This is a genomic window from Pseudomonas sp. TMW22089, from assembly GCF_022496645.1.
GTDB lineage: Bacteria > Pseudomonadota > Gammaproteobacteria > Pseudomonadales > Pseudomonadaceae > Aquipseudomonas > Aquipseudomonas paraversuta.
The window spans coordinates 60,557-76,494 of record NZ_SCFG01000001.1; the positions used below are offsets into that span (position 1 = coordinate 60,557).

At 59.6% G+C, this 15,938-nt stretch carries 15 protein-coding genes and 1 other RNA gene; 8 read left to right on the forward strand and 8 right to left on the reverse strand.

The window, feature by feature from the left end; translation table 11 throughout:
- Positions 1 to 2 precede the first annotated feature (2 nt).
- From EQV90_RS00295 to EQV90_RS00310, 4 genes are all read right to left on the reverse strand, one after another.
- The gene (locus EQV90_RS00295) at positions 3 to 1,121 is read right to left on the reverse strand and encodes an ABC transporter permease (RefSeq protein WP_010656875.1); all 1,119 of its coding nucleotides are present in this window, start codon (positions 1,119 to 1,121) and stop codon (positions 3 to 5) included.
- Positions 1,121 to 3,853 (reverse strand): ribosome-associated ATPase/putative transporter RbbA, encoded by a 2,733-nt coding sequence (gene rbbA, locus EQV90_RS00300; RefSeq protein WP_003438315.1) that lies wholly within the window; start codon positions 3,851 to 3,853, stop codon positions 1,121 to 1,123. The genes EQV90_RS00295 and rbbA overlap by 1 nt, the downstream gene beginning before the upstream one ends.
- The gene (locus EQV90_RS00305; RefSeq protein ID WP_240877611.1) at positions 3,850 to 4,815 is read right to left on the reverse strand and encodes an HlyD family efflux transporter periplasmic adaptor subunit; all 966 of its coding nucleotides are present in this window, start codon (positions 4,813 to 4,815) and stop codon (positions 3,850 to 3,852) included. The genes rbbA and EQV90_RS00305 overlap by 4 nt, the downstream gene beginning before the upstream one ends.
- A gap of 146 nt (positions 4,816 to 4,961) precedes the next feature.
- Complete coding sequence (locus EQV90_RS00310) at positions 4,962 to 5,411, reverse strand: EVE domain-containing protein (protein ID WP_240877612.1); 450 nt, start codon at positions 5,409 to 5,411, stop codon at positions 4,962 to 4,964.
- Between the two features lie 196 nt (positions 5,412 to 5,607).
- Here EQV90_RS00310 and EQV90_RS00315 point away from each other — a divergent pair, with 196 nt between their 5' ends.
- The gene (locus EQV90_RS00315) at positions 5,608 to 5,757 is read left to right on the forward strand and encodes a hypothetical protein (protein ID WP_003438323.1); all 150 of its coding nucleotides are present in this window, start codon (positions 5,608 to 5,610) and stop codon (positions 5,755 to 5,757) included.
- Positions 5,758 to 5,793: 36 nt separating this feature from the next.
- On the opposite strand, the gene EQV90_RS00320 is transcribed toward EQV90_RS00315, so the two are convergent.
- From EQV90_RS00320 to EQV90_RS00335, 4 genes are all read right to left on the reverse strand, one after another.
- Positions 5,794 to 6,393, reverse strand: a complete 600-nt coding sequence (locus EQV90_RS00320) for a 5-formyltetrahydrofolate cyclo-ligase (RefSeq protein WP_010656874.1) — start codon at positions 6,391 to 6,393, stop codon at positions 5,794 to 5,796.
- 82 nt (positions 6,394 to 6,475) lie between these two features.
- Positions 6,476 to 6,653: non-coding RNA, 6S RNA (gene ssrS / locus EQV90_RS00325), on the reverse strand.
- A gap of 31 nt (positions 6,654 to 6,684) precedes the next feature.
- Positions 6,685 to 7,002, reverse strand: coding sequence for a cell division protein ZapA (locus EQV90_RS00330; protein ID WP_003438329.1), 318 nt, complete (start codon positions 7,000 to 7,002; stop codon positions 6,685 to 6,687).
- On the reverse strand, positions 6,999 to 7,208 hold the full coding sequence (locus EQV90_RS00335) for a TIGR02449 family protein (protein WP_003438332.1): 210 nt from the start codon (positions 7,206 to 7,208) through the stop codon (positions 6,999 to 7,001). Before EQV90_RS00335 ends, EQV90_RS00330 begins: the two co-directional genes overlap by 4 nt.
- Positions 7,209 to 7,342: 134 nt before the next feature.
- Here EQV90_RS00335 and EQV90_RS00340 point away from each other — a divergent pair, with 134 nt between their 5' ends.
- The 7 genes from EQV90_RS00340 (at position 7,343) to gcvT (ending at position 15,880) form a co-directional block, all read left to right on the forward strand.
- Complete coding sequence (locus EQV90_RS00340; RefSeq protein WP_003438334.1) at positions 7,343 to 7,906, forward strand: YecA family protein; 564 nt, start codon at positions 7,343 to 7,345, stop codon at positions 7,904 to 7,906.
- Positions 7,907 to 7,935: 29 nt separating this feature from the next.
- Positions 7,936 to 9,270 carry a Xaa-Pro aminopeptidase gene (gene pepP / locus EQV90_RS00345; protein ID WP_240877613.1) on the forward strand — a complete coding sequence of 445 codons (1,335 nt, stop codon included), beginning with the start codon at positions 7,936 to 7,938 and terminating at the stop codon, positions 9,268 to 9,270.
- Positions 9,267 to 10,454, forward strand: a complete 1,188-nt coding sequence (ubiH, locus tag EQV90_RS00350) for a 2-octaprenyl-6-methoxyphenyl hydroxylase (RefSeq protein WP_240877614.1) — start codon at positions 9,267 to 9,269, stop codon at positions 10,452 to 10,454. The genes pepP and ubiH overlap by 4 nt, the downstream gene beginning before the upstream one ends.
- Positions 10,455 to 10,538: 84 nt before the next feature.
- Positions 10,539 to 11,756, forward strand: a complete 1,218-nt coding sequence (locus tag EQV90_RS00355; RefSeq protein ID WP_178105573.1) for a 2-octaprenyl-3-methyl-6-methoxy-1,4-benzoquinol hydroxylase — start codon at positions 10,539 to 10,541, stop codon at positions 11,754 to 11,756.
- A gap of 119 nt (positions 11,757 to 11,875) precedes the next feature.
- Complete coding sequence (locus EQV90_RS00360) at positions 11,876 to 12,877, forward strand: extracellular solute-binding protein (RefSeq protein WP_010656871.1); 1,002 nt, start codon at positions 11,876 to 11,878, stop codon at positions 12,875 to 12,877.
- A 147-nt stretch (positions 12,878 to 13,024) separates the two neighbouring features.
- Positions 13,025 to 14,641, forward strand: coding sequence for an iron ABC transporter permease (locus EQV90_RS00365; RefSeq protein WP_003438348.1), 1,617 nt, complete (start codon positions 13,025 to 13,027; stop codon positions 14,639 to 14,641).
- A 156-nt stretch (positions 14,642 to 14,797) separates the two neighbouring features.
- A complete protein-coding gene (gene gcvT, locus EQV90_RS00370) occupies positions 14,798 to 15,880 on the forward strand; it encodes a glycine cleavage system aminomethyltransferase GcvT (RefSeq protein WP_010656869.1) in 1,083 nt (360 codons plus the stop codon).
- Positions 15,881 to 15,938: the final 58 nt, after the last annotated feature.

A 15,938-nucleotide genomic window follows, 5' to 3' on the forward strand; every position in this document is an offset into this window, starting at 1 on the left:
GACTAAGACGCCAGGCTCTTGCGAAACCGCGCAAGGGCAATGGCGAAAAATACCAGGCCAATAGTGGTCAGTGCCAACAGGTCCGGCCACACCACTTCTACCCCCGCATCGCGAAACAATATCGCCGCACTCAGGCTCACAAAGTGCGTCGAGGGCGAGCACTGCATCACCCATTGCAACCATTCGGGCATGCTGTCCAGCGGGGTGCTCCCGCCCGATAGCAGGAGCATCGGAATGATCACCGGGATCGCCAGCAAACCGAACTGCGGCGTTGAGCGGGCCAGGGTCGCGAGGAAGATTCCCAGTGCGGTACTGGCAAACAGGTAAAGTGCCGTTACCAGTAAAAACAGGGTCAACGACCCCGCCAGCGGCACGCCCAGGGCCCATTTCACCACGACTTCCAGCGATATCCAGGTACACAGCACCACCACCAGCATGTTGCTCCAGATTTTTGCGAGCATGATTTCCAGTGCCGTCAGTGGCAGGACCAGCAGGTGGTCGAGGGTGCCGTGTTCACGCTCGCGCAGCAGCGCAGTGCCGGTCAGGACGATGGCCAGGATGGTGATGTTGTTGACGATCTGGATCACCGCCAGAAACCAGCCGCCCTCCAGGTTGGGGTTGAACAACGCGCGGCTGCTGAGCAGCGCCGGCGTATTGGCCGCGGCATCGGCCTGCCCGGTGTAGTTGAGCAGTTCGCGCTGGAAGATCCGGCCGATATACCCCGCCCCCATAAATGCCTGGCTCATGGCCGTGGCATCAACGTTGACCTGTACGCCCGGTTCGCGTCCGGCCAGCAAGTCGGCCTGGAAGTTGGCCGGCAGGTTGATCACAAAGGTGTAGCGGCCGCTGTCCATCGACTGGTCCAGCTGATCGTAAGGCAAGTCCTGCGGTGCCTGGAATTCGGGCGGTAGCAGCGACTCCGCCAGTTTGCGCGATAACTGGCTGTGGTCTTCATCGACGATGGCCACGCTGGCGTTATGCACGCCGATGATCGAGCCGGCCGCTGGCATATAGATAGCTACGGTGAAGGCATAGAGCAAAAACAGGAGCAAGACACTGTCGTGACGCAGGCTGGTGAGTTCTTTAAGACCCAGGCGCAGGATGTGCGAGAGCTTGTGCATCAAACCTCCTGCTTCTTGAGCATGATCAGGCTCAGTCCGGTGAACACGACAAAGAACCCCAACAGTGCCAGGCATTGCGGCCACAGCTGACGAAGGTCCAGGGCTTTGGTGAAGGTGCCTACGGCTATGTCGAGAAAGTGTCCGGCTGGGAACAGCATGCCCATCAGCGCCGCAGATCCGTCGAGGGAGGAGCGCGGCACGATCAGCCCGGAGAACTGAATGGTCGGCAGGCTGGTGATGATCATGGTGCCCAGGATTGCCGCGATCTGGGTGCGGGTGAATGCGGAGATCAGCAGGCCCATGCTGGTGGTGGCCAGTACATACAAGAGTCCGCCCAATGCCAGTGTGAGTCCGCTGCCTTTAAACGGCACGCCGAACAGCCAGCGGTTCATCGCCACCAGCAATGCCAGGTTGACCAGGCTCACCGCCAGGTAGGGAGCCTGTTTGCCCAGCAGAAATTCCAGCCGGGTCAGTGGCGTGGCGTAAAAGTTGGTGATCGAGCCCAGTTCTTTTTCCCGCACGATGCCCAGAGCCGTGAGCATCGCCGGGATAAACGCGAGAATCAGCGCCATCACCCCGGGGCCGATGGCATTCACGCTGATCACGTCCTGGTTATAGCGGAACCGGGTTTCCAGCCTGGCCATTACCTGCTTGTTTTGCGCCAGGCTGCTTTGTGCGGCCAGTTGCTCAAGGTTGGCCGAGTGTACGGCTTCGACATAGTTGCGGCTGGTTTCGGCCCGAAACGGCATGCCGCCGTCGAGCCAGGCGGCCACGGTGGGCTGGCGTCCGGCGTAAAGATCACGACCGAAGCCCGGCGGGATTTCCAGGGCGATCTTGATTTCGGAACGCTGCAGGCGTTCGTGCAATTGGTCTGCGCTCTGGATGGGCGCGTGCTCCTCGAAATAACGCGAACTGCGAAAGGCTTCAAGGTAGGCGCGGCTCTGGGGGCTTTGATCCTGGTCGTACACGGCGAAGGCGAGGTTTTCCACATCCAGGGAAATGCCGTAGCCAAAAATGACCATCATGAACACCGCGCCCAGCAGGGCGAACGCCATGCGCACCTTGTCCCGCAGTAATTCTTTGGATTCGCGGCTGGCGACGGCAATCAGCCGGGCCATGCTGAAGCCGGTTTTGCCCGGTGGCGGTGGTGCATTCACGGCAGCTGCCGGTGGCGGCTCGGCTTGGGTTGCCACGTTGGCGGCCGGATCGTTTTGCGCTTCTTCCAGGCAGGTGACAAATGCCGCCTCCAGGGTGTCGCCGTGGAACTGTTTTTGCAGCGCATCCGGGGTGTCGCAGGCCAGTACCTTGCCCGCGTGCATCAGCGAAATCCGGTCACAGCGTTGCGCCTCGTTCATAAAGTGGGTGGACAGAAAGATCGTCACCCCCTGCTCGCGGGACAGTTCGATCAACAGGCGCCAGAAGTCATCCCGCGCGGCGGGGTCGACGCCGGAGGTGGGCTCATCGAGGATCAGCACTTCGGGGCGATGCAACACCGCCACTGCCAGGGACAAGCGCTGGCGCAGACCTAATGGCAGTTCGCCGGATTGTTGCTCGGCAACCTCTGCGAGGTCGAAGCGCTGGATCAGCTCCTCGATCCGGGTCTGGCTTTGCGCCTTGGGCAAGTCGAAGAGCTGGGCATGCAATACCAGGTTCTGGCGTACGCTCAATTCGCCGTACAGCGAGAAGCTCTGCGACATGAAACCTACGCGCTTGCGGGTGGCCAGGTCTTTGGCGTTAACCGGATTACCCAGCAGCCTGGCGCTGCCTTGCGTGGCGGGCATCAGGCCGGTCAGCACTTTCATGGTGGTGGTCTTGCCGCAGCCGTTAGAGCCCAAAAAGCCGAAAATCTCGCCCCGGCCAATGGCAAAGCTGACGTTGTTGACCGCGGTGAAGTCGCCGAATTTGAGGGTCAGGTTGTGGGCCTCAATGGCGATGTCGCTGTTGTCGCTGGTGCGTGGCGGTATCACCAGCGGTTCATTGTTATGAGCGCTGTCGCCCTGGTAGTGGGTAAAGGCTTCATCCAGCTTGCCGGTAGTGGTGACGGCTGCCAGTTCCCGGCTCAATCCGGCCGCAATCAACTTGCCGCGATCCAGCATCAGGCAGTGTTCGAATTGCTCGGCCTCTTCCATGTAGGCCGTTGCGACCAGCAATGTGAGTTGTGGGCGTTGACTGCGTACGTCATCCACCAGCTCCCAGAAACGTCGCCGTGACAGCGGGTCGACACCGGTGGTGGGTTCGTCGAGGATCAGCAGGTCCGGCTCGTGGATCAGCGCGCAACATAGCCCGAGCTTTTGCTTCATCCCGCCGGACAGCTTGCCTGCGGGGCGTTCGGCAAAGCGCTCAAGGTCGGTAGCCTTGAGCAACTGCGCCATACGCTGTTCGCAGTCATCTCTGGACAAGCCAAACAGAGTGCCAAAAAAACGGATGTTCTCGCTGATCGACAATTCCGGATAAAGATTGCCGCCCAGGCCCTGGGGCATAAAGGCAATCAGCGGATACAGGGTGTTGCGATGGCGACGGTCGTCAATGGGGCCGCCAAGCACTTGCAGTGAGCCTTGCTGTAGTTTTTTGACCCCGGCAATCAGCCCCAGCAAGCTCGACTTGCCCGCGCCATCCGGGCCAATCAGCCCGCAGCGCGTGCCTTTTGGCAGGCTGAAGGCAATGTCTAGCAGGGCTTGTTGTTTGCCGTACCTGTGGCTGATGCCACTGGCGTTGAGCGCCAGGTCGCTCATTGCAGGTTAGCCGGCCAGTTCACGTCGCTGGTCCGAACATAACCGGCTCCCGGCATGCCCGGTTTTGCTTGAGGTACGGCGGCCGGGTCGGTCAGGCGCAGCTTGACCCGGAACACCAGTTTTTGCCGCTCGTCACGGGTTTCGACTTCTTTGGGGGTGAACTGCGATTTGGCTGCGACAAAGGAGATTTTTGCCGGCAGTGGCTGATCGGGCAGGGCGTCGAGCACGATGCGGGCTTGAGCGCCAACCGCCAGCTTGCCGACCACCGAGGCGGGCAAGTACAGATTCATGTACTGGTCGCTCGGGTCGATCAGCATGAATACCCGCCCACCGGAGCCCAGCACTTCGCCGGGCTCGGCCAGGCGCAACTGGATCACCCCGTTGATTGGCGCTCGCAGGCTGCTGTCTTCTATTTCACTGGTGAGTTGCGCGACGTGCGCTTCGCTGGACACGATGGCGGCTTTGGCGGCGGCAACTTGAGCCTGTGCGGCAACCACCGCGGAGTTGCTGGTATTGAATTTTGCCTGTTGCTGATCTAGCAGCTGGGCGCTGGCAAAACCGCGTTCGGACAGTTGGCGAAAGCGTTTGAGCTCCTGACTGGCCAGCAGTTTTTCGCTTTGGCGCAATTGCACGTTGGCTTCATTGGCCGCCAGGGCCTCACGTGCGCGCTGTACTTCGGCCTGGGCCTGGGCGCGGGTGGCTTCAAGGGTGCGGGTGTCCATGCGGGCCAGTAACTGGCCCTTGGTCACGTGATCACCTTCATCGACCAGAACCTCGGCCAGGCGACCCGGAATCTTCGCGGCGATCTGCACTTCCGTGGACTCGAGTCGACCGTTGCCCATGCTGATCCCTTCAGGGAGGCGGTCGTGCAGGGATTTCCAGTAACCGACCCCGCCTGCGGCAATCAGCAATATTGCCAAAGGAATAACGAAGTAATGGGAAAGACGGTGATTCTTAGACATGCCGACATCCTGTGTCACAGAGCGCTCTAGTTTGACTGTTTCAAGGCCGCGCAGGCTTGATGCCAGTCAAAGGAAGTTGAGAGCCTAGACGCTAATACAGGATGTTGCCGGAGCCGGGGCGGATTCAACCCGGGAGCCGAGTGTTACTAAAGCAGGCCCAGCACCACTGCCCATTGCTCGGCAGTTACGGGCATGACTGAGAGGCGGCTGCCTTTTTGTACCAGTGGCATTTCGGCCAGCGCGCTTTGTTGTTTCAGGTAGTCGAGCTTGATGACCCTGGGGAAGGTTTGCACGTGTGCCACTTGCAATGCACTCCATGGGTTTTTTTCGGCGCTGGCCTTGGGGTCGAAATAGTGGCTTTCGGGGTCCAGGGCCGTGGGGTCCGGATACGCGGACTGGACGATTCGGCCAATCCCGGCAATCCCAGGCTCGGGGCAGCTGGAATGGTAGAAGAAGAACTCGTCGCCGGTGCTCATGCTCCGTATAAAGTTGCGCGCCTGATAGTTACGCACGCCATCCCAGCGCGCTTCGCCAATCTTCTGCAAATCCTTGATAGAGAACTCGTCGGGCTCGGATTTCATCAACCAATAGGCCATTTTCACTGCTCCTCAAATGCTGCCTGGTCATTTTGTCTGGCAAGATATTTGTAAACCGACAGTCGGTTGACGCCAGCGTTTGCGTGTCAGTTCGTGTTGCCTCAGAATGCCGGGATTTTAAGCTTGACGCTGCTGCACGGCCTATAACAAAAACCGTTGCTGTCATCGTGTTGATTTGCCTGAAGGGGGGCAATCGATGAAACGCAAACCGGATTTACTGTGGATTTTGGTTATTTTGTTCGGTTTGGGCGTGGTTACAACGGGTTATGCGCAAAGCCTCTGGTCAACTTCGACCGACACCTCGATGGAACTGGCGCAGCAACAGGTACAACCTTTCAAGCGCTAGACACTTCCAGTCAATGTGACAGTGACGCCCTGGCAGTCAGTGGGCAACGTACCACTGCTTGTCCGAGACCGTACCCTGTAGCGGCACATCCCAACTGGCCTGGGCCAGACTCTCTACTTTCTGACATTCGTGGGCCAGCCCCAGCAGTGTCGGCTTGCGCCAGCTTTGGCGACGGGCCAGATAGGCCAGGCTGCGGTCATAAAAACCGCCGCCCATGCCCAGTCGTCCCCCGGCTTGATCAAACCCCACCAGCGGCAACAGCACCAGGTCCAGTGCCCAGACCTTGCGCTGGCGTGCGCGGTTGATTCGGGGTTCGAGAATTCGAAAGCGATTGGGGATCAGTTTTTCACCGGGTGCAACGCGCTGAAACACCATCTTGGTTCGTGGCCATGCGCTGAGCACGGGCAGGTAAGTAATCTTGCCCCGACGCTGTGCTTCACGCAGCAGCAGGCGCGGATCGATTTCACCGTCAGTGGGCAGGTACAGCGAGATATGTCTGGCGCGGCGAAACAGCGGGTGTTGCGCCAGTTGCCGGTACAGGCCGCGGGCAGCCTGGCGTTGCTCGCAGGGCGAAAGTTCGCGGCGGGCTTTGCGCAGCAGTCGTCGAAGTTGCGGGCGTGTCGCAGGTTCGGTCATGGTGCTGTTCAAGATCGAGTTCACCGGACGGTTGGCTCGTGAAAGGCAATGCCAGCTCATGGCCGGCATTGCGCTGGAAATCAGGCTCCCCGACGTACCGCTGTCGGCTTGGCCCTTGAACCCGAAAGTTCAAGGTGGAAGTTGCAGTAGACCTTAAGGCTTTCCGTCGAGCGGACATGCACACCGGTCCAACGTGCAAGCTCCAGGGTAGTGCGAATCGGCTCAGGGACATCGCTAACTGGCGAATACTCCAGGGAGTGGCGCGAGTATACCCCAAAGAAACCTTTTGAATCAGCTCTGACGTTCGTTCGGATCAGTGGCGAGCACCAGATCGACGCGCTCCAGCAGGTCGCGCACCTGTTCGCGAGTTGAGCCGTTGGGCTGAACTTCGGCGATTTCCTGTCTGTGCAACAGATCGTGGGTGATATTCAGGGCGGCCATTACGGCGATACGGTCGGCGCCAATAACTTTGCCGCTGCTGCGGATTTCCCGCATTTTGCCATCCAGATAGCGGGCGGCACTCACCAGATTGGTGCGTTCTTCCTGGGGGCACATGATCGAATATTCTTTATCGAGGATGTGCACGGTGACGCTGCTGCTAGTACTCATGAGTCTTGCTCCAGGGCTTTGAGGCGCGAAATCATCGATTCCACCTTGTGTCGGGCGATTTCGTTTTTTTCAATGAGGTGCGCGCGTTCCTCGCGCCAAGTTTTTTCCTGAGCTACTAAGAGTCCGTTTTGACGGTTAAGTTGCTCGACGCGGCTGATCAGCAGCTCGAGCCTGGCCATCAGTGCATGCAGGTCGGTGTCTTCCATTGTGTCCTACTGTGTATTTTCTGATGGATGGTAACCGTCAAACGAGTTGACGCCTCGATGGTCTGGCACGTCTGCCGATGCTAGGATACAAGGCCTCCATTCTAGACATAGCGCCGCTTGGCGCCTAGCTGACCATGCCTATTCAGAATTCCCCGTATCAAGCCTTTGCCACCCTGCTGACCTCCAGCGGCCATAATGTTTCGCCTGCAGAACTGCACGGCCTGTTGTTGGGTCGCAGCGCTGCTGGCGCCGGCTTTGACCACGACGGCTGGCTGGCGGATGCCAAAGAGCTGTTCCAAAGCGAAAATGAAATCAGTGACAACGTACGCAATGCCCTGATCGGTTTGCAAGAAATGGTTAAAGGCGAACTGACCGGCGACGACATGACCGTCGTGTTGCTGTTGCCTACCGATGATGCGCCGCTGACTGAACGCGCCATCGCCCTGGGTGAGTGGTGTCAGGGTTTCCTGGCCGGTTTCGGCCTGAACTACCGTGACAATGCCTTGAGTCTTGAAGGTAAAGAAGTTCTGAACGATCTGGCGGCCATTTCCCAGGTGCAAGATGCCCTGGAAGAATCCGAAGACGGCGAAAGCGACTACATGGAAGTGATGGAATACCTGCGCGTCGCGCCGCTGTTGCTGTTCACTGAAACCAAAAAAACTGCTGAGCCTGCGGCTGCCAAGCCTTCGCTGCACTGATTGATCGTCAAGAGGGAACCCGTCTGCCCATGATCCATATCCCGAAATCGGAATACACACGTCGCCGCAAGGCGCTCATGGCGCAGATGGAGCCCAACAGCATTGCGATTCTTCCTGCTGCGCCAGTGGCAATTCGTAATCGCGATGTCGAACATGTTTACCGCCAGGAGAGCAATTTCCAGTATCTGAGCGGCTTTCCAGAGCCCCAGGCGGTGATTGTCCTGATTCCGGGCCGGGCCCACGGTGAATACGTACTGTTTTGCCGCGAGCGCAATGCCGAGCGTGAGCTGTGGGACGGCTTGCGGGCCGGGCAAGAAGGCGCGATCAGCGACTTCGGCGCAGACGATGCGTTTCCCATCACTGACATTGACGACATCCTGCCGGGGCTGATTGAAGGCCGTGACCGGGTGTATTCGGCGATGGGCAGCAACCCCGATTTTGATCGCAACCTGATGGAGTGGATCAACACGATCCGCTCCAAGGCGAACCTCGGTGCTCAGCCGCCCAACGAATTCGTTGCTCTGGATCATCTGCTGCATGACATGCGCCTGTATAAATCGGCGGCAGAGATCAAGGTCATGCGCCATGCGGCGCAAATCTCGGCTCGCGCCCATGTGCGCGCCATGCAGGCCAGCCGTGCCGGTTTGCATGAGTACAGCCTCGAGGCCGAACTGGATTATGAATTCCGTAAAAGCGGGGCAAAAATGCCAGCCTATGGCTCGATCGTCGCCTCTGGCGATAACAGCTGCATCCTGCACTACCAGGAAAATGACGCCCTGCTCAAGGATGGCGACCTGGTATTGATCGATGCCGGGTGTGAGATCGACTGCTACGCCAGTGATATCAGCCGTACATTCCCGGTCGGCGGCAAGTACTCGCCTGAACAAAAAGCCATATACGAACTGGTGCTGGCGTCCCAGGAAGCCGCGTTTGCCCAGATCGCGCCCGACAAACACTGGAACCAGGCCCACGAAGCCACGGTTCAGGTGATCACGGCGGGGCTGGTTGAACTGGGCCTGTTGCAGGGCGATGTGGATCAACTGATCGCCAGCGAAGCCTATAAACCCTTTTACATGCATCGCGCTGGCCACTGGCTGGGGCTCGATGTGCATGACGTGGGTGAATACAAGGTGGGCGGTGAATGGCGCGTGCTGGAAGTCGGCATGACCCTGACGGTTGAGCCCGGCATCTACATCAGCCCGAATAATCTGAATGTCGCCAAAAAATGGCGCGGCATCGGGGTGCGCATTGAGGACGACGTAGTGGTCACCAAACAGGGCTGTGAGGTCTTGACCGGCGACGTGCCGAAAACCGTCGCGGATATCGAAGCCTTGATGGCTGCAGCACGAGCGGGCGCGGTATGAACCGGGTCAGTCTGGCGATCATCGGTGGCGGACTGGTCGGTGCCAGTCTTGCTTTGGCGCTGCAGGCCGGGGCCAAGGCCCGGGGCTGGAAAATCGTATTGATCGAGCCGTTTGCTCCCGGCAACAGTTATCAGCCGAGCTACGATGCCCGCTCGTCGGCGCTTAGTTATGGTGCGCGGCAAATCTACGAGCGGATGGGGCTTTGGCAAGCCATTGCCGAGCGTGCCGAGCCGATCAAGGACATTCACGTGTCCGATCGCGGGCGTTTTTCCACGGCTCGTTTGTCGTCCAGCGAAGAAGGGGTTCCGGCGCTCGGGTATGTGGTCGAAAACACCTGGCTCGGCCAAAGCCTGTGGAAAAGTCTGGACCCGGACGTGATCAGCTGGCGTTGCCCGGCTGAAGTTATCCACATGCAGCCGCTCGAAGATGGCTACCGCTTGACGCTCAATGACGAAACCACGCTCGACTGCGACCTGGCAGTACTGGCCGATGGCGGTCGCTCGGGCTTGCGCGAGCAGTTGGGGATTCATGTGCGCAAGCGGCCATACGATCAAAGTGCGCTAATTGCCAACATCACCCCGAGCCAGCCCCACGCCGGAATGGCGTTCGAGCGTTTCACCGATGAAGGTCCGATGGCCTTGTTGCCATTGCCCGACAACCGTTGTGCGCTGGTATGGACCCGTCTGGGGATGGATGCCCGGCGCCTGGCGGCACTGGATGAACGCAGCTTCCTCAGCGAGTTGCAGGCTGTATTCGGCTACCGCCTGGGCACCCTCAAGCAGGTCGGCGCACGGCATTTGTACCCGCTTTCGCTGGTCGAAGCCGAAGAGCAGGTACGCCCGCACCTGACTATTCTGGGCAACGCGGCTCACAGCCTGCACCCGATTGCCGGCCAGGGTTTCAACCTGTCCTTGCGCGATGCGCAGGCATTGGCCGACGCCTTGTTGGCGAGCGACAAAAAGCCCGGTGATTTTGCCACGCTGCTGAGTTATCAACAGCGGCAAAAACTCGACCAGCAACTGACAATTGGCTTCTCGGACCAGGTAACACGGGTGTTCGGCAGTGAGCAGCCATTGGTCTCGCTGGGGCGCAACCTTGGCTTGCTCAGCCTCGATTTGTTGCCGCCGGCCAAACGCTGGTTTGCCCGCCAGGCGATGGGGCTGGGCACCCGCGCCGACAGTTAATAATGACGGCCGGGGCATGCCCCGTGTCGGACCATTTTTCAAGTGCGGCGTATGCCGCTAGCGAGACAGGCTTAAAGCATGGAAATGCGCGCAGATCTGCTGATTGTCGGGGCCGGAATGGTCGGTAGTGCTTTGGCACTGGCGCTCAAGGACAGCGGACTGAAAATTCTGCTGCTCGATGGCAGCCCGCTGGATGTCAAACCGTTCAGCCCGCAGGCCCCGTTTGAACCCAGGGTCAGTGCCTTGTCGGCCGCCAGTCAGCGCATCCTGCAACGCCTGGGAGCCTGGGACGGGATTGCCCGGCGGCGTGCCAGTCCGTATTCGCACATGCACGTGTGGGATGGCAGCGGCACGGGGCAGATCCACTTCTCGGCGGCCAGTGTGCATGCCGAGGTGCTGGGCCATATCGTTGAAAACCGGGTGATCCAGGATGCGCTGCTGGAGTGCCTGCAAGCCACCAATATCGAACTGCTGGCCAATGCACGGCTGGAGCAAATGCGTCGTTCCGCTGACGACTGGCTGCTGACCCTGGCCGATGGACGCACCCTGCGGGCACCGGTAGTGATTGCCGCCGACGGTGCCAACTCGGCTGTGCGCCGCCTGACCGGCTGTGAGACCCGTGAGTGGGATTACCAGCATCACGCCATCGTCACCAGCGTGCGGTGCGCAGAACCCCATCAGCAGACCGCCTGGCAGCGTTTTACCGATCACGGGCCACTGGCGTTTTTGCCACTGCAGCGTGATGGCCAGCAGGATTGGTGCTCAATAGTCTGGTCGACCACCCCTGAGCAGGCCGCGCACCTGATGGCGCTGGATGACGAGGGGTTCTGCCGCGAGCTGGAGCTGGCCTTCGAAGGCCGGCTGGGCAAGGTTGTGAGTGCAGACCCGCGGGTCTGCGTGCCTCTGCGCCAGCGTCACGCCAAGCGTTATGTGGCCGAAGGCCTGGCATTGATCGGCGATGCGGCACACACCATCCACCCCCTGGCCGGGCAGGGGGTGAATCTGGGCTTCCTCGATGCAGCGGTGCTGGCAGATGTGCTGTTGCACGGGGTGGATCGTGGCGAACGGCTGGCGGATGTGCGGGTACTGAGCCGTTTCGAGCGCCGCCGCATGCCGCACAACCTGGCGTTGATGGCGGCGATGGAAGGTTTTGAGCGCCTGTTCCAGTCAGATTCGTTGACCGCCCGCTTGCTGCGTAACAGCGGGTTGAAATGGGTCAATCAAATGCCCGAAGCCAAAGCGCTGTTTGTGCGTCAGGCGCTGGGCCTGACCGGCGACTTGCCGCCGCTGGCCAAAGCCTGAGACCTGCAGAAGGCGTTTCTTGCAACATCTGGTAACGGCTCTAGGGCGAGTTAGGTTGAGATGGCAAATGTGATTCACTACCATTTACGCCCGATTCGCATTAAGAGAGACCGCCCTCCATGTTGGTACCCAAGCGTCTACTGACTGCCCTGGCCCTTACTGTTTTCGGGAGCAGTGCCTTTGCTGCCGATGAAGTGGTGGTCTACTCCTCGCGCATCGACGAGCTGATCAAGCCGGTATTTGACGCCTACACCGCCAAAACCGGGGTCAAGGTCAAGTTCATCACCGACAAGGAAGCGCCGCTGATGCAGCGCATCAAGGCCGAAGGGCAGAACGCTACTGCTGACCTGTTGCTGACTGTGGATGCCGGCAACCTGTGGCAGGCCGAGCAAATGGGCATTTTGCAGCCGCTCAAATCTGACGTGATCGATAAAAATATCCCGCCTCAATACCGCTCTTCCTCCCACGAGTGGACAGGCTTGAGTTTGCGTGCGCGAACCATTGCCTACGCCTCTGACCGGGTTAAGCCTGAAGAACTGTCGACTTACGAAGCCCTGGCGGACAAAAAGTGGGAAGGCCGCCTGTGCCTGCGCACCGCCAAGAAGGTTTATAACCAGTCGCTGACCGCCACCATGATCGAAGTGAATGGCCCGCAGAAAACTGAAGAAATCCTCAAGGGCTGGGTGAATAACCTGTCTACCGATGTGTTCTCGGATGACATCGCAGTGCTGGAGGCGATCAACGCCGGGCAGTGCGACGTCGGCATCGTCAACACTTACTACTATGGCCGTCTGCACAAGCAGAAGCCGGATCTGGCGGTGAAACTGTTCTGGCCGAACCAGGCGGACCGCGGCGTTCACGTCAACCTGTCGGGTATTGGCCTGACCAAATACGCTCCGCATCCTGAAGCGGCCAAGGCGTTGGTGGAGTGGATGACCACCCCTGAAGCCCAGGCGATTTTTGCCGGGACCAACCAGGAATTCCCGGCCAACCCGACTGTTGCACCTTCAGCCGAAGTGGCCAGCTGGGGTAACTTCAAGGCCGATGAACTGCCGGTTGAAGTCGCAGGCAAGCGCCAGGCAGAAGCTATCCGCATGATGGATCGTGCTGGCTGGAACTGATAAAAAACTGAAGTTTTACCTGTGGGAGCGGGCTTGCCCGCGATAGCATCAGCGTGGTTTCTGTAGGAGACCGGGCTGAGGCTATCGCCAGCAAGCCCGCTCCCATATTTGTTATCGGTACTTCCAAACAACTTCCGAGAGTTTTTCGTGGCCCATCCTGCCCAACGTCGCTGGTATCCACTGGTTTTTGTCATTGCCGCTCTGGTGCTGTTGCCGCTGAGCGTTCTGCTGTTGTCCTGGCAAAGCATTGATGCACAGATCTGGAGCCACCTGTGGGATACGCAGATGCCGCGCCTGCTGGGCAATACCCTCACCCTGATTGTGGGGGTCGGCATAGGCGTAACGCTGCTGGGCGTGAGCCTGGCGTGGTTAACCAGCCTGTGCGAGTTCCCCGGCAGGCGCTGGCTGGACTGGGCGCTGATGCTGCCGTTCGCGATTCCTGCCTATGTGCTGGCATTTGTTTTTGTCGGCCTGCTGGACTTTGCCGGTCCGGTGCAAACCCTGCTGCGGGAATGGTTCGGCATGGGTCTGCGGCTGCCAAGGGTGCGCTCCACCGGCGGCGTGATTATCGTGCTGATTCTGGTGTTCTACCCCTACGTTTACTTGTTGGCGCGCAGCGCATTTCTCGCTCAGGGCAAAGGCCTGATGGAAGCGGCCCGGGTGTTGGGCCAGAGTCCGTGGCAGGCGTTCTGGCGTGTGGCACTGCCAATGGCACGCCCGGCAATTGGTGCGGGGGTGGCGCTGGCACTGATGGAGACCCTGGCCGATTTCGGCGCCGTGTCGGTGTTCAACTTCGACACCTTTACCACGGCCATCTACAAAACCTGGTACGGCTTTTTCAGCCTGTCCACCGCTGCGCAACTGGCCAGTTTGCTGCTGCTGGTGGTGATGCTCGTGCTCTATGGCGAACGCCGGGCCCGGGGTGCCAGCCGCGCCAGTAACGAGCGGCCCCGGGCCAAGGCCTTGTATCACTTGCGGGGGGCCAAGGCGTGGCTGGCCAGCAGCTGGTGCTTGCTGGTGTTCGCCTGCGCTTTCGTGATCCCGATGCTGCAATTGGTGGTGTGGTTCTGGCAGCGCGGGCGCTTTGATCTTGATGAGCGTTATACCGGCCTGATTCTGCACACCCTGTATCTGGGCGCCATGGCCGCCCTGATCACCGTCAGCGTGGCGCTGGTGCTGGCGTTTGCCCGACGACAGGCGCCCACTCCGGCTATCCGCGCCGGGGTCAGTCTGGCGAACCTGGGCTATGCATTGCCGGGATCGGTGCTGGCGGTATCGATCATGCTGGCTTTCAGCTATCTGGATCGTGAGCTGGTGATCCCGGTATCAGGCTGGCTCGGAGGAGCAGGCAAGCCGCTCTTGCTGGGCAGCCTGTCGGCCTTGCTGCTGGCATATCTGGTGCGCTTTATTGCTGTGGCTTACGGCCCGCTGGAAAACAGCCTGGCGCGCATCCGGCCTTCTTTGCCTGAAGCGGCCCGCAGCCTGGGGGTGAGTGGCCCGCGACTGTTTATCAAAGTGTATCTGCCGTTATTGCTGCCGGGCACCCTGAGTGCTGCGCTGCTGGTATTTGTCGATGTGCTCAAAGAGATGCCTGCTACCTTGCTGATGCGCCCGTTCGGGTGGGACACGCTGGCGGTTCGGATCTTTGAGATGACCAGTGAAGGTGAGTGGGCGCGGGCCTCGTTGCCGGCGCTGACGTTGGTGCTGGTCGGTTTATTGCCGGTCATCGGGCTGATCCGTCGCTCGGCACATCGAATCGGTTAGGTGCCAGTCCCTCCCCATGTGGATACAATGCGCGGCATTCGGTGCGGTCTGTCTGTCAGGCCAGGTTCTCTGTTAAACGCATCAAGCCCTCTTTAAGAGGGCTGGGGCCCAAAACAAGCCTGTCCGCACCTTCGCCAAGCCCGGAAGGAGAAACCCATGGGACAGCGTACGCCTCTGTATGACCTGCATCTCGCCCTTGGCGCGAAGATGGTCGATTTTGGCGGTTGGGATATGCCCTTGCATTACGGCTCGCAAGTCGAGGAACACCATGAGGTGCGCCGCGACTGTGGAGTTTTTGATGTCTCGCATATGACCGTGATTGACGTCACCGGTAATCAGGCCAAGGAATGGCTCCAGCATTTATTGGCCAACGATGTCGAACGTCTGAACACGCCCGGCCGTGCTCTTTACAGCGCCATGCTCAATGAGCAGGGCGGTGTGGTCGACGACATGATTGTCTACCTCATGCCCGAGGGCTATCGGCTTATTGTCAACGCCGCTACCCGTGATCAGGATCTGGCCTGGATGGCGGCTCAGGCTCAAGGCTATGCCGTTGAGCTGCACGAGCGTTCCGAACTGGCTTTGCTGGCAATTCAGGGACCTCAGGCCCGGCATAAGGTGGCCGAGCTGGTGAATCAGGCCCGCAGCCAGTTGATCCAGCAACTTAAGCCCTTCGAAGGGCAGAGCTGTGGTGACTGGTTTATCGCGCGCACCGGCTATACCGGCGAAGACGGTCTGGAAATTCTGCTTCCGGCCGATCAGGCCCCGGCTTTCTTTAACGACCTGGTGGGCGCCGGTATCTCGCCTATTGGCCTGGGCGCTCGCGATACCTTGCGTCTTGAAGCCGGCATGAACCTCTACGGACAGGATATTCATCTGTCTGTCTCGCCACTTTCCGCCAACATGGCCTGGACCATCGCGTGGGAACCGTCCTCGCGAAAATTCATTGGCCGCGAAGCGCTGGAGGCCGAAAAGGCCAGCGGAGTGAAGCTCAAACTGGTGGGTCTGGTACTCGAAGAGCGGGGTGTCCTGCGGGCTCATCAGGTGGTTCGTATCGCTGATGTTGGCGAAGGAGAGATAACCAGTGGTAGTTTCTCTCCTACGCTGAGCAAATCGATTGCTTTGGCACGGGTTCCAGTGGCAACGGCCGATCGTGCCGAGGTCGAAATTCGTGGTAAGTGGTATCCGGTTCGCGTGGTTAAACCGACTTTTGTGCGTCTTGGCAAAGCCTTGATCTAATGTTTACTGGCGGGCAAACACGCTGTGTGAGCCGCTGAAATTTCTTCTTGAGGACACT

Coding starts and splice junctions, on each gene's coding strand:
- EQV90_RS00295 (WP_010656875.1), bottom strand. CDS start 1,121: ATGCACAAGCTCTCGCACATCCTGCGCCTGGGTCTTAAAGAACTCACC.
- rbbA (WP_003438315.1), bottom strand. CDS start 3,853: ATGAGCGACCTGGCGCTCAACGCCAGTGGCATCAGCCACAGGTACGGC.
- EQV90_RS00305 (WP_240877611.1), bottom strand. CDS start 4,815: ATGTCTAAGAATCACCGTCTTTCCCATTACTTCGTTATTCCTTTGGCA.
- EQV90_RS00310 (WP_240877612.1), bottom strand. CDS start 5,411: ATGGCCTATTGGTTGATGAAATCCGAGCCCGACGAGTTCTCTATCAAG.
- EQV90_RS00315 (WP_003438323.1), top strand. CDS start 5,608: ATGAAACGCAAACCGGATTTACTGTGGATTTTGGTTATTTTGTTCGGT.
- EQV90_RS00320 (WP_010656874.1), bottom strand. CDS start 6,393: ATGACCGAACCTGCGACACGCCCGCAACTTCGACGACTGCTGCGCAAA.
- EQV90_RS00330 (WP_003438329.1), bottom strand. CDS start 7,002: ATGAGTACTAGCAGCAGCGTCACCGTGCACATCCTCGATAAAGAATAT.
- EQV90_RS00335 (WP_003438332.1), bottom strand. CDS start 7,208: ATGGAAGACACCGACCTGCATGCACTGATGGCCAGGCTCGAGCTGCTG.
- EQV90_RS00340 (WP_003438334.1), top strand. CDS start 7,343: ATGCCTATTCAGAATTCCCCGTATCAAGCCTTTGCCACCCTGCTGACC.
- pepP (WP_240877613.1), top strand. CDS start 7,936: ATGATCCATATCCCGAAATCGGAATACACACGTCGCCGCAAGGCGCTC.
- ubiH (WP_240877614.1), top strand. CDS start 9,267: ATGAACCGGGTCAGTCTGGCGATCATCGGTGGCGGACTGGTCGGTGCC.
- EQV90_RS00355 (WP_178105573.1), top strand. CDS start 10,539: ATGCGCGCAGATCTGCTGATTGTCGGGGCCGGAATGGTCGGTAGTGCT.
- EQV90_RS00360 (WP_010656871.1), top strand. CDS start 11,876: ATGTTGGTACCCAAGCGTCTACTGACTGCCCTGGCCCTTACTGTTTTC.
- gcvT (WP_010656869.1), top strand. CDS start 14,798: ATGGGACAGCGTACGCCTCTGTATGACCTGCATCTCGCCCTTGGCGCG.